This is a genomic window from Mycobacterium sp. 236(2023), assembly GCF_029623955.1.
GTDB lineage: Bacteria > Actinomycetota > Actinomycetes > Mycobacteriales > Mycobacteriaceae > Mycobacterium.
The window spans coordinates 1,136,593-1,149,435 of sequence record NZ_JARSBP010000002.1; the positions used below are offsets into that span (position 1 = coordinate 1,136,593).

Genomic DNA, 12,843 nt, shown 5'->3' on the forward strand with positions numbered 1-12,843 from the left:
GCGCAGGCCGAGCGGGCCGGATTCGCCGACCGAGAAGATCCGGGCCCGGCCTGCCGGTCCCGTCCGGCCTCCCGACGCGGTCCCCACCGAACAGATCCGGCGCCCGCCGCCTCCGCAGCAGCGCCCCGTACCTCCTCCGCCCAGGCCGCCTGGACCGCCCAAATTGCCGAGCCCGCCTGCACCTGGCCCCGTTGCGCAGCGTCCCGCCGAAAAGCCCCGTCGCGCACCGTTTTTCAATCGGCAGACGATCGTCTTGACCGCGATCCTCGTGATCGCGGTTCTCGCTGGCGGATTGGCGGGGGCCGAACTCTACGCCCGGCACCGCGCCGACGGTGTTCTCGTCGCGGTTGCTGAATGTGTTGTCGAAGACGGCGCGACGATCTCGTACGGGGTCAATCCGCCGTTCCTGTGGCAGCACATCACCGGCCACTACACGAACATCTCCGTCGAGACGGCGGGCGATCGGGTGCAGTCCGCCAGGGGGATGACGGCAGACGTCACCCTCCGTGACGTCAGGCTTGCGGATTCCGGCGACTCCAAGGGCACGATCGGGGCGCTGGATGCCACGCTGACCTGGACGTCGGCCGGCATCAAGGACACTGTGGCCGAAAACCTGCCGGGCGTCGGCAGTTTGGTCACCGGCGTTCGCGCCGACCCGGCGGCCGGAACCCTGGTGATGGACGCCGGAGACACCAGTATCACCGCGAAACCCGTTGTCACGGATGGCGATCTGAACCTGGAGGTGCTCGACGTCAGCGGCCCGTTCTCCAAGGATGTGGTGCAGTCGGCGCTCAACGATCTGACGAAGAAGCTCAACGACAACTATCCGCTCGGGATCCACGCGGACAGCGTCGAGGTCACTGGAGCCGGTGTCGTGGGAACGTTCTCCAGCCAGGATGCGTCGATCCCGAACGAGGACGCCAACCCCTGCTTCGGACGCCTGTAGCGGCGGCTCACCCCCGCCGCGCGAGCTCCTCCAGGAGCGGGCGTGTGCGGTAGGCGACGACTTCGTGCATCGCCACCGACATCGTCGTGCGTTCGACGCCGGGGACCGCGAGAATCAGGCCCGCGACGCGGTACAGGTCGTCGGCATCGGTCGCGACGACGCCGACGAGCAGGTCCGCAGCGCCGGACAGACCGGTGACCTGGGTGACCTGGGTGACGGTTTCCAGCTCGGCGATCACGTTCTCCAGCTTGTGCTGATCCACCACAACGGTGATGAATGCCTTAAGCGGATAGCCGAGATCGCGCGGTGAGACGCAACGATCGATCGGTGCGAGCACCTTGTCCTGGTCCCATCGCGCCAGCCGCGCCTGGACGGTGTTGCGTGCCAGGTTGAGCATCGCCGCCAGCTGAACGCCTGTGGCTCGCGGTGCGTCACACAACGCCAGCAGCAGCCGGGCGTCGGTGCGGTCCAGTTTTGCCATGTCGCGCAGTATCCCACGTCACACTAGCCAAATTATGCGCAACATGCTCAAAAAGAAGTGGTTGGCTTGCTCACTCTGTAGTCGACTGCCACCCTTGATAGAGCAATACGCTAATCGACAGCTGAGGTGGTGAAACCCGGTGACCGATCTCGACGTCCGCCGACCCGACAGCGGCGACTACCAACTCGGCGACCGGTATCGCTCCGGATCAGGCGCGGTGTTGCTCACCGGTGTGCAGGCGATCGCGCGTGCGCTCGTCGAACAGCACGAGCGCGACGCCCGCGCCGGACTCCGCACAGCGACGTTCGTGTCGGGTTATCAGGGCAGCCCCCTGGGCGGCGTCGACCGCATGCTGGCCGGAATGCCCGACGTCCTGGCCGCGAACGACATCACGTTCGTGCCCGGCCTCAACGAGGAACTCGCGGCGACGTCGGTGTGGGGGAGCCAAGCCGACCTCGGCGCGGGCACGCCGACCCACGACGGTGTCGTCGGCGTCTGGTACGGCAAGGGCCCGGGCCTCGACCGGGCGACCGATGCCCTTCGGCACGCCAACATGTACGGCGCCAGCGCCCGCGGCGGGATGCTTCTGCTGGTCGGCGACGATCCTGCGTCGAAATCGTCGACGGTCCCGGCGGTCAGCGAACGATCCTTGGCGGCGCTCGGCATTCCGGTGCTCTTCCCCCGCAACGCGCGCGAGATCGTCACGATGGTGATGCACGGCATCGCGTTGTCGCGAGCGTCCGGCTGTGTGGTGGCGCTCAAGATCGTCGCCGATGTCGCCGACGGCGCCTGGTCCGTGGACGGCCATGACGTCGACGTCGACATCGTCGTTCCCGAAATCCTTTGGGAAGGAAGGCCGTTCGTCTACCGGCAGCGCCCGATGGCCGCTCCCGCGGACAGCCTGCTTGCCGAGGCGGATCTCTACGGACCCCGCGCAGAGGTGGTCCGCGCCTACGGCGCGGCCAACTGCCTCGACGTCGTCGAGATCGACCCGCCGGCTGCACGCATCGGAATCGCCGCCACCGGAACGGCATTCGATTCGGTACGACAGGCGCTCGCGGACCTCGGCGCCGACGACTTCGAGCTGCGCCGCGCCGGGGTGCGGTTGTTGCGGATCGGCATGCCCACGCCGCTCGGGCCCGATACGGTGGCTGCTTTCGCCGACGGCCTCGATGAGATCCTGGTGGTCGAGGACAAGACCGCGTTCGTCGAGACACAGATGCGCGAGATCCTCTACGGCACGGCGGACGCGCCACGCATCATCGGCAAGAAGGACGCCCACGGTGCGCTGCTGGTGCCCGCCGGGGGCGAGCTGACCGCTGGGCGCCTGCTCGCCCCGCTGCGCCGCGTGCTCGGCGGCCGCCTCGACCTGAAGAAGCCGCCGCCGCCCGCGCTGACGCTCGAAGTCCTTCCCGCACAGGATCTCTCCGTGCGGCGTGCCGCCTACTTCTGCAGCGGCTGCCCGCACAATCGGTCGACAGCAGTCCCCGAAGGTTCGCTGGCCGGGGGCGGGATCGGCTGCCACACGATGGTCACGATGTCGGGCCGCAAGGACAGCGCCGTTACCGGGCTGACGCAGATGGGCGGCGAGGGCAGCCAGTGGATCGGGCAGGCTCCGTTCACCGACATTCCTCACCTGTTTCAGAACATCGGCGACGGAACCTTCTTCCACTCCGGCCAACTCGCCGTCCAGGCCTGTGTCGCCGCCGGGGTCAACATCACCTACAAATTGCTGTACAACGACGTCGTCGCCATGACCGGCGCTCAGCACGCCGAAGGGGCGCTCGCGGTCGCCACGCTCACCCATAAGCTGAAATACGAAGGCGTCCAACAGATCATCATCTGCGCCGACGAACCGAAGCGGCACGCCAAGCGCGCTCTGGCGAAGGGAACTCTGGTCTGGCACCGGGACCGTCTCGACGAGGCGCAGAAGCGGCTGCGCGACGTCAAGGGCGTCACGGTCCTTATCTACGACCAGCACTGCGCCGCCGACGCCCGCAGGCAACGCAAGCGCGGCAGCCTGCCGACGCGCACCACCCGTGTGGTCATCAACGAGGCTGTTTGTGAAGGGTGCGGCGATTGCGGCGTGAAGTCGAATTGCCTTTCCGTGCAACCGGTCGACACCGAGTTCGGCCGTAAGACACGGATCGACCAGACCTCCTGCAACACCGACTACAGCTGCCTCGACGGCGACTGCCCGTCCTTCGTGACGGTCGAGGTCACTGGCGCGAAGAAGCCCGCAGCGCCGGCGCCGAATCCGCCCGAGCTACCGGAGCTCGACACCGAACCGGTCACGTCGACGCACAACGTGTTCTTCGCCGGAATCGGTGGCACCGGGATCGTCACCGTGAACCAGGTGCTCGCCACTGCGGCGCTGCGGGCGGGTTACGACGTGGAGAGCCTGGACCAGATCGGGCTGAGCCAGAAGGCCGGACCGGTCGTCTCGCATCTGCGGTTCGCCGCAGCCAAGCTGGATCCGGCCAATCGGATCACCCCTGGCAGCGCGGACTGCATCGTGGCCTTCGACCTGCTGGCCGCCGCCGACGTCAAGAACCTCGGCTACGGAGACCCCGCCAGGACGGTGTCGATCGCCTCCACCAGCAAGACGCCCACCGGGGACATGGTGTACGACAAGTCGATCGCTTACCCCGAAACGGCCTACCTGCTCGAACGGTTGGGCCGCGTGTCCCGCACCGTGCAGTCGTTCGACGCGCTCGCCGCAGCCCAAACGCTGTTCGGCGACACCGCCGCCGCGAACTTCCTGCTGATCGGCGCTGCGTATCAGACCGGGGCACTGGGGATTCCGGCGTCGGCGGTCGAGGAGGCCATCGAGATCAACGGCGTTGCCGTCGCAGTGAACATCGCGGCATTCCGCTGGGGCAGGGTTGTGATCGCCGACCCCGCGCATTTCCACGACATCGTCTCGCCGGTATATGGGCGACCGGCCGCCGTCGCACCCGCGCATGTCCTGGCAGGCACCACCTTTTCCGGCCACGTCGGCGATCTCATCGCCCGGCGCGCCGCCGATCTCGTCGCTTATCAGAACGCCAAGGTCGCGCGCCGCTATGTGCTTCTGCTCGAACAGCTCTGGACCGCCGAGCGGGCTGTCGGTGACCGGACCGAGTTCAGCGAGGCCGTCGCCAAGGGGCTCTACAAGTTCACCTCATACAAAGACGAGTACGAGGTCGCGCGGCTACTGACCGACCCGGAATTCCTGGCCCACGTGACGTCGGAAGTCCCCGGCGGCGAGAAGCTGACCTACAAGCTGCACCCACCGACCCTGCGGGCGATGGGACGCACAAAGAAGATCGGACTCGGCCCGCGTAGCCACGTCGCCCTGCGTGTCCTCGCGAAGGGAAAGCGGCTGCGCGGCACCATCTTCGATCCGTTCGGATACGCGCACCTGCGCAAGGTCGAGCGGGAACTGCTCGCCGAGTACATCGATATCGTCACCCGGTTGGCCGTCGAACTCGACACGGACAACTACGACCGCGCCGTGGAAATCGCCGGACTGCCCGATATGGTGCGCGGCTACGAAGACATCAAGCTGGCCGGCGTCGACTCCTACCACGCGAGACTGCGCGAACTGGGAGTCTAAACCCGTTGTTGCACATGCTTGGTGATCCACTGTGCGGCCAGCTTCACCAATCCGGACTGCGGGTAGCGCACGTGCGCGTTGAAATCGTCGCCGCGAGAACAGATCGGGTCACCGGTGTTGCACAGGTCCGCGGTGCGCGCCCCGAAGTCAGGACTGAGTACCGTCAACGGTCTGCCGATGCGGGCCGACGGGTTGCCGAACACGGCGATCGCCGCGATGTGGGGGACCATGGCCAGCGGTAGCGGTGCGGTGTAGCCGAGCCCTGCCATCGGCGCGGTCGCGACGACGTCGATGACGGCCGCACCTTGCGAGTAGCCGCCGAGCACGATCTTGGTGTCGGGGCAGTTCGCCGCGATGGTTTGGACGCGCCGACTGGCGTCGTTGGCGCCGACGGCCACCTGCCCGAAGTCCCATGTCGCCGGATACTTCACGGCGTAGGTGCCGATCGACTCGCCCTTGACCATGGGGCGCAGGATCTCGACGAGTGAGGTGCCGACGACGCCGAGCCCCGCCGGCTCGTCGGTGCCGCGGGCGAAAACGACCTCGATGTCGTTGCATTTCGGCGCGGCCGCGGCGACGGGCATGGCCACGGTTCCTGCGGTCGCGAACATGGCGAGCGCCGATCCCGCGGCGACCAGCAGCCGACGTGCACGCGCAGTGGTGTTGCGGACAGCCACGGGCCTCTCCTCGACCTGACGCGGTTGGATGTTGGGCATCGGATACCCATAAGTCTCAGTTTTCACTCTAATAACAGCTGAGCAGGCCGTTGAGTTCCCGGAATCGCCAGGTGAGCTAGGTCCCCAGGAGTCGGAATGACGCGTGCGAGGGGTCGTCGTCGCCCGGCGAGCCGGCGGGGGTGCCACGGGTGATCGGATGGCTGAGGTCCCGGGTGGAGGGGTCGTTGACGTGTGCCGTGTCGGTGACAATCGCGCGTTCGGCGATCTTCCATGTCCCGTCCCGCTTCTCGTAGCGGTCGAGGTATCTGCCACCGACGATGATGTCGACATCGCGGCCGTCGGCAATGAACGTGTGGGTCGCGATCGTGTAGATCTCGCCTTCGGCGGTGTCCCCGTCGATCGCGAAGTTGGTGGTCGTGACGTGGTGCTGCATCGACCGCAGGTAGGGGCGCGCCGCGGCGATCTGGTCGATGAAGTCCCCTGCCGATCCCGACGAGAAGCCGCCGTGAGAATCCGACGCGTCGTGGTGATAGAGGCTTCGCAACTCGTCGATGTGCCCACGGTCGACGGCCCGGCAGTAACGGTGCACCAGCCGGCGCAGCTCGTGTTCGTCGAGCATCTCCTGCATCAGCTCATCGGTCATCGGTTCCCGCCTTTCAGTCCTGCACGGCCTTGGCGATCGCCACGTACCTGGTCAATTCGGTTGCACCATCGGATATTTCGCGGACGGCGCGGTGGACGACCCTGACCAGGGTCCATGCCCGGCCCAGATCCTCGTCGAGGCCGGCCGCATCGACCACTGTGTAGAAGCGGTGCCGGACGCCGTCCCGAACGTTGCCTGCGAGTTCGTCCCAGCGGTGCCACAGCATCGGCGCGAGCTCGAAGTGCCTGTCGCCGTTGACCGGCCGGGGAGAGATCGCCAGCCACGGTTGCCGAGCGGCGGCGAGGACATTGCCGTAGTGCAGGTCCCCGTGAAGGACGACGTCGCGGTCCTGAGGTTCGGCCACAAGGTCGCGCGCCAGCGTCGACGCCTGGTCGACGAGCCGGTGCGGGATCGGTGCGCCCCGCGGCAGTTGGTCGAAGTCTCTGATCCACCGCTCGAGATGGGTGGTGAGAGAGTCCAATTGCGGCATCGCCGGCACATGCAGACGTCCGTAGAGTTCGGCGACCACTTCGCACGCATGATGATCCGGCAACGAGGCGAGATCTGGCCCGTCGGCGCGTTCGAGGAGAAGCGCGTTGCGGTGCGGGTCCGCGCGAAGCAACCTGACCGCGCCGTGGCCAGCCCAGCGGCGCAGGACGAGGTGGGCATGTTCGGTGTCGGGTCGCGGTACGCCGAGCTTGAGGACGGCGGCGTCGCCGTCGCCCGTGCGCACCGGGACGACAACGGTTGCGGTGCCGTGCTGCGGCGCACCGTCAGCGCGCAGCGACCACGTGCCGAGTTGTTCGCGTACGAGGTCGGCCAGATCGGCAGGATTCATCTAGTTCGCGGCCGGCGCCTGCTTCGCCTGCTGTTCGGCGGCGTGCGATTCGATGGCTTTGCCGATGGCCTGGGCCGCCTGGTCGACGAAGGTGCGGCCGCTGCCGGTCACCCAGTCGCGGGAGGCGATGGGTCCGCCGAGTTGGCCCGTGAAATGCGGAATCACCTTCTCGGCGAACAGTTCGTAGCTGCGCAATTTTGCCGCCGGCGGCGCCCAGTCATGGTCGAAGAGCAGAAATGCGCCGAACCCGCCGTTACTCGCCTCGACGAGTTCTTCGATCTTGGCGATCGCGTCGTCGGGAGTCCCGATGACCGCGAAACCCGATTGCCGGTTGTTCGCGATGATCTCCTCGGCCGTCTCACCCTGGACCGGTCCCGCCGGCAGGATGTTAGTGAAATAGTCGGAGAACTGGGCGATTCCGTATTCGACGTCGCGCTCGGCCTGCTCCCGCGTCTCGGCGAGATGCATGGGTCCGACGAGGCGCCACTTGGAGCGGTCCGCCACGTGACCGTGCTCCATCGCGACCTCCTCCCACGTATTCCAGTGCTGGGCAAGAAGATCCATTCCCTGCTTGGCGGTGGCAGCGATCGAGAGCATGCCAATGCCGTGTTTTCCCGCGCCCCGAGGTCCGGTGGGGGAGAACGACGCCGCCACGGCCACGTCGAAGCACGGGTCGCTGTACGGCTTCAGCTGGAGACGCGCGTCCTGCAGCGTGAAGCCCTCGGTGTGCATCGTGACGATCTCGCCGCGAAGTAGCCGCACGATGGCGTCGAGGCTCTGCTCCATCCGCGGGCGCTGCTCGTCGGCGGGGATGCCGAGCATGTGGGCGTCGGACGTGAGTTGTCCGGGGCCGCAGCCCAGCATCACCCGTCCGCGGGTTAGGTGGTCGAGCAGCACCATGCGATCCGCGAGCATCAACGGGTTGTGGTACGGCAGCGAGCTGACGCCGGTGCCGAGCCTGATGTGTTTGGTGCGTTCTGCCGCGATACCGATGAACACCTCGGGTGAGGCGATGATCTCGAAGCCGGCCGAGTGGTGCTCCCCGACCCACGCTTCTGCGAACCCGAGGCGGTCCATCGCGACGATCAGGTCGAGATCCCGTTCCAGGGCCAGGGTCGGGTTCTGGCCCGTCGGGTGGAACGGGGCCATGAAATTTCCGAAGCGCATCTAGCCAAAGTAGTGCGCATGCTCCAGGTCGGTCAGCAGATTGGGGTGCACCGGCGTCCAGTCGAAGCGCGCTCTGGTCACCGCGCTCGACGCAGGAATGTCCATCCCGAACACCGCTCCGACGAAGCCGTCGCGCTCGATCGCCGCTTCGGGGGTCGTGGGTTCGACGGGGACGCCGAGCCCCTTTCCGATGGCCTCCGCGATGTCGCGCACGGCGATCGCCTCCTCGGCGACGCCGTGAAGGACGGTGCCCGCAGGGGCGTGCTCCGCAGCGATCCGGAACAGTGCCGCGGCGTCCCACCGGTGTACCGCCGGCCAGCGGTTGGACCCGTCGCCGGGGTAGGTCGAGACGCCCGCGGTGCGGGCGCCGGCGATGAGCGTCGGGACGAAGCCGTGGTCGCCCTCCCCGTGCACGGTGGGTGCCAGCCGCACCGCCGAGGCGCGCACGCCGCGGTCGGCCCACGCGAACACAGAAGGTTCCGAACCTCTAGGGGAGTCCGCGGCGACGACGTCGGCTTCGGTCAGAAGCCTGCCTTGGCCCAGTCCGGCCATCCCGGAGGCGACGACGAGCCCGCGGTCCGATCCGGCCAGCGCCTCTCCGAGCGCCGTGATCGCCTGCCGGTCGAGCCGGCCTGCGGCGGCGTAGTCGGCGAAATCGTGGTGATACGCCAGATGGATGACGGCGTCGGCGGCCGCGGCGCCGGACGCAAGGCTCTCGAGGTCGTCGAGACCTCCGCGCAACACCTCCGCGCCGGCGTCGGCGACCCGCTGTGCGGCTGATTCCGACCGCGCGAGCCCGACGACGTGATGTCCGTGGGCGAGGAGGTCGGCGACAACCGCCGACCCGACGAATCCGGATGCTCCTGTGACGAAAACCTTCATGGCAACTCCTCGATGTCAGTGACTGTCATCGGGTCCCAACGCGATGTCAGCCGCTGACATTCCCTCTACCATCGACGGATGAGCCGCTGGCAGCCGAACGCGCGTGAGCGTCTGGAGAACGCCGCGCTTGAGCTCTACACCGAACGGGGTTTCGACCAGACCACCGTCAACGACATCGCCCAGCGCGCGGGCCTGACCGAGCGGACGTTCTTCCGGCACTTCGCCGACAAGCGTGAGGTGTTGTTCTCGGGCCAGGAGATGTTGATCGACACGGTCACCGACGCCGTCACCTCGCACCCGGCATCTGCCACCGCATTCGACGCCGTGGCAGCGGGCCTGGCGGCATTTGCGCCGTATCTCGACGCGCGCGGCGATCGGGCACGACAGCGGCAGCGAGTCATCGACGCCAATCTCAGCCTGCAGGAACGCGAATTGGGCAAGCTCGCGACGTTGGCCGACGCCATGGCCCGGGCGCTGCGGGGCAGAGGTGTCGCCCCCGAACCGGCACAGATGGCTGCCGAAGCCGGTCTCGCCGTGTTCAAGGTCGCGTTCGCGCGATGGGCCGCCGACCGCACCGCCCGGGATTACGGCACGGTCCTCGACGACGCGATCGCCGACTTCAAAGCGCTTGCCGGGAGCCCAGGCTAGACCGGCGCCTCTGGCCCTCGCGAAGTCCCCATGTATCGAACGTCTGCGGTGGGGTAAAACGCGGACATGTCATCCGAGACGACCGAGGCGGGCAACGCCCCGACGAAGCTCGCGCGCAAGATCACCGGGCCGCTGTTGTTCCTGTTCATTCTCGGCGACGTCCTGGGCGCCGGTGTCTACGCGCTGATGGGCGAATTGTCGGCGGAGGTCGGCGGCGTGCTGTGGGCGCCGCTGGCGGTCGCGCTATTGCTGGCGCTGCTCACGGCGGGTTCGTACGCGGAACTGGTGACGAAGTATCCGCGCGCCGGCGGTGCGTCGGTGTTCGCCGAGCGGGCCTTCGGAAAGCCGTTGATCTCGTTCCTGGTGGGGTTCAGCATGCTCGCCGCCGGCGTGACGAGTGCCGCGGGACTGGCCGTGGCGTTCTCGGGCGACTACCTCGCGACGTTCATCGACGTCCCCGTCACCGTGGCGGCCCTCGTGTTCCTGGTGCTGGTGGCATGCCTGAACGCACGCGGCATCAGCGAATCGCTGAAGTCGAACGTCGTCATGACGGTCATCGAGCTCTCCGGCCTCGTTCTGGTGATCGCGGTGGTCGCGCTGATGGTGGGTCGGGGCGACGGGGATGTCGCACGGGTCGGTCAGTTCCCCGACGGAGCCAACCCCGGGCTCGCAATTCTCGGTGGCGCCATCCTGGCGTACTACTCCTTCGTCGGCTTCGAGACGTCTGCGAACGTCGTCGAAGAGATCACCGACCCCAGCCGCGTCTACCCGCGCGCGCTGTTCTCGGCGCTGCTCACCGCAGGCGTCGTCTACGTGCTGGTGGGCCTCGCGAGCGCGATCGCACTACCGCCGGAAGAGCTTTCGCAGTCGTCGGGGCCGCTGCTCGATGTCGTCGCGGCGTCGGGGGTGGCGGTACCCGACTGGCTGTTCAGCCTGATCGCGCTGATCGCGGTGGCCAACGGGGCCTTGCTGACGATGATCATGTCAAGCCGGCTGACATTCGGCATGTCCGAACAAAGCCTGCTGCCAAGTGTTTTCGCGCGGGTGCTACCGAACCGGCGCACCCCGTGGGTGGCGATCGTCGCGACGACGGTGGTCGCGATGCTGCTCACGCTGATCGGCGATCTCTCGACGCTGGCCGAGACGGTGGTGCTGCTCCTGTTGTTCGTGTTCCTGTCGGCGAATGTGTCGGTTCTCGTGCTGCGCCGCGACCGCGTCGACCACGACCACTTCCGGGTGTGGACGTTCGTGCCGGTTCTCGGCATCGGCTCTTGCCTGCTGCTGCTGACCCAGCAGAGCGCGACAGTGTGGCTGCTCGGCGCTGCCCTCCTGGCGGTCGGCGTGGTGCTCTATTTCGTCGCCAGGAAGGCGGGCGCTGAAACAGGCGAACCCAGCAGGTCCGCATAGACATTGGGCCGTTCGGCTCGGGCGTCGGGCAGGAACGGGAAGATGTACCAATCGTGGATCAACCCGGCGCGGAGGCGGAAGGTGACATCCGGAATGCCCTCGGCGAGAACGCGATCGCGCAATCGAAGTGTGTCGACGGTGAGTAGGTCGCGCGACGAGCTGTAGACGTAGGTCGGCGGCAGTCCATCCAGGGATCCGAACAGCGGGCTGGCCATCGGATCCGCGGTGCCGGCCGGCCCGGCCCACTGCGCGCCCGGCCTCGCGAGGTTGGGGATGTCCAGCAGCGGGTCCTTGATCTCTTCGCTGCGCGGATCGCTCATCGACACGTCGAGCCACGGCGCCAGCAGCACCAGCCTCGACGGCTGTCGCGAATTGCGCCGCGCGACTTCCTGGAGCGCGGCCAGTGCCAACCCGCCGCCGGCCGAATCGCCCAGCACGCTGACGTTTTCGGCACCGTGCTCGTCGATCATCGTCGTGATGAAATTCGCGGTGCGAGGCACCTCGGTGGCGGCGGTGCCTTTGGGTGCCAGCTCGTAGAGCGGCACGACCACTGTGGCGCCGGTGTCACGGGCCATGACTGCGTACGTCGACCATTGGAAGACGTTGACCTGGCCTTCGTAGGAGCCGCCGTGCAGCGCGACGACGACCTTGTCGGTCTTGTTCTCGCGCGGGGCGAGAGACCAGACCTTCATTCCCTCGAATTCGGTGCGCTCGACGTCGAGTCCCGGTCGTACGAAGAATGGCGGTACGCCGTCGGTGAAGATCGGGATCTTCAGGCTGGTGTACCGCAGTAGTCCGCCGAGCGGCTTGAACACCACCTTGAGCACATTCAGGCCAGCGGTGACGACGTTGTGGAACCACGACGGTTCGCCCGTGTACAGCGACTCCCACTCGGGTCCGTCCTCGAGGAGTTCGGACGTCGATTCCGTCTGTGCCGCCACTGGTTCGACGACATGCCCGGTTCCCGCCTGTGATGTCGGCGCCGCGTCGGCGCTATCGGCGGCATCCTCGGCATCGTCACTGCGGCGGGCTGTGCCGAGCAGTGACCAGACTGCCGGGCCGGCCGCAGGAGGCTCAGTGTCCTTCGTCGTGACGGTGTCGCCGGTGGGTTCGTCGTCATCGCCGATGGCGATTCGGGTCTTCGTGGTGTGCTGTTCGGTGTCCTCCGCGGCGTCGTCACCGTCGTCGGTGGCGCGGCCGCCGGCGTCGGCAGCCTGCTCGGTGCGTTCGCTTCGCTTCGTGGCGTGACCTTCTCGCGAAGACGGCGACGCGGTTTCGGCGGACCCGCTGTCCTTCGACGTCTCGGAAGCCGCTGACGATGCTGTCGTTCCGTCCTCGGCGGCCCACGCCGGCGCGGCGACGCTACAGGCGATCACGGTTCCCGCCCCGACCGCGGCGGCGAGCCCTCCGAGCCGTGCGGCCAAGGCCATGTTCCGGTCAGACGCCATGTGTCGCCTCCACTTTGAGGATCCTCGACGTGCGCTATATGCACAGCCGTCGCCGGCCTTGTCGTCGAATCCGCCGCAGTTCCGGTAAGGCTTACCGTAGGTCAGCGC

The 12,843-nt window shown here is 67.4% G+C and carries 11 protein-coding genes; 4 read left to right on the top strand and 7 right to left on the bottom strand.

All coding sequences use genetic code 11. The features are described from left to right. Positions 1-253 precede the first annotated feature (253 nt). Positions 254-946 carry a DUF2993 domain-containing protein gene (locus tag P9A17_RS07980; protein ID WP_347403829.1) on the top strand — a complete coding sequence of 231 codons (693 nt, stop codon included), beginning with the start codon at positions 254-256 and terminating at the stop codon, positions 944-946. 7 nt (positions 947-953) lie between these two features. Here P9A17_RS07980 and P9A17_RS07985 read toward each other — a convergent pair whose 3' ends face one another. After that, positions 954-1,427 carry an Lrp/AsnC family transcriptional regulator gene (locus P9A17_RS07985; protein WP_278038012.1) on the bottom strand — a complete coding sequence of 158 codons (474 nt, stop codon included), beginning with the start codon at positions 1,425-1,427 and terminating at the stop codon, positions 954-956. Between the two features lie 139 nt (positions 1,428-1,566). Between P9A17_RS07985 and P9A17_RS07990 the strand changes: the two genes are divergently transcribed. Beyond that, entirely contained in the window at positions 1,567-5,025 is a 3,459-nt protein-coding gene (locus tag P9A17_RS07990; RefSeq protein ID WP_278038013.1) for an indolepyruvate ferredoxin oxidoreductase family protein, read from the top strand. Here P9A17_RS07990 and P9A17_RS07995 read toward each other — a convergent pair. The 5 genes from P9A17_RS07995 to P9A17_RS08015 all read right to left on the bottom strand — a co-directional run bounded on the left by P9A17_RS07995 (position 5,022) and on the right by P9A17_RS08015 (position 9,232). After that, positions 5,022-5,636 (bottom strand): cutinase family protein, encoded by a 615-nt coding sequence (locus tag P9A17_RS07995; protein ID WP_278038654.1) that lies wholly within the window; start codon positions 5,634-5,636, stop codon positions 5,022-5,024. The genes P9A17_RS07990 and P9A17_RS07995 overlap by 4 nt on opposite strands. A 181-nt stretch (positions 5,637-5,817) precedes the next feature. Then, positions 5,818-6,345: a nuclear transport factor 2 family protein gene (locus tag P9A17_RS08000; RefSeq protein WP_278038014.1), complete on the bottom strand. Its 528-nt coding sequence runs from the start codon at positions 6,343-6,345 to the stop codon at positions 5,818-5,820. Positions 6,346-6,358: 13 nt separating this feature from the next. Further along, positions 6,359-7,183: an aminoglycoside phosphotransferase family protein gene (locus tag P9A17_RS08005; protein WP_278038015.1), complete on the bottom strand. Its 825-nt coding sequence runs from the start codon at positions 7,181-7,183 to the stop codon at positions 6,359-6,361. After that, positions 7,184-8,350, bottom strand: a complete 1,167-nt coding sequence (locus P9A17_RS08010) for an LLM class flavin-dependent oxidoreductase (protein ID WP_278038016.1) — start codon at positions 8,348-8,350, stop codon at positions 7,184-7,186. After that, complete coding sequence (locus tag P9A17_RS08015) at positions 8,351-9,232, bottom strand: SDR family oxidoreductase (protein WP_278038017.1); 882 nt, start codon at positions 9,230-9,232, stop codon at positions 8,351-8,353. Positions 9,233-9,310: 78 nt separating this feature from the next. Between P9A17_RS08015 and P9A17_RS08020 the strand changes: the two genes are divergently transcribed. Together P9A17_RS08020 and P9A17_RS08025 are read left to right on the top strand one after the other, a co-directional pair. Then, positions 9,311-9,880: a TetR family transcriptional regulator gene (locus tag P9A17_RS08020; protein WP_278038018.1), complete on the top strand. Its 570-nt coding sequence runs from the start codon at positions 9,311-9,313 to the stop codon at positions 9,878-9,880. Positions 9,881-9,946: 66 nt separating this feature from the next. After that, positions 9,947-11,287, top strand: a complete 1,341-nt coding sequence (locus P9A17_RS08025; RefSeq protein WP_278038019.1) for an APC family permease — start codon at positions 9,947-9,949, stop codon at positions 11,285-11,287. Here P9A17_RS08025 and P9A17_RS08030 read toward each other — a convergent pair. Further along, entirely contained in the window at positions 11,230-12,735 is a 1,506-nt protein-coding gene (locus P9A17_RS08030) for an alpha/beta hydrolase (RefSeq protein ID WP_278038020.1), read from the bottom strand. The genes P9A17_RS08025 and P9A17_RS08030 overlap by 58 nt on opposite strands. Between the last annotated feature and the right edge of the window lie 108 nt (positions 12,736-12,843).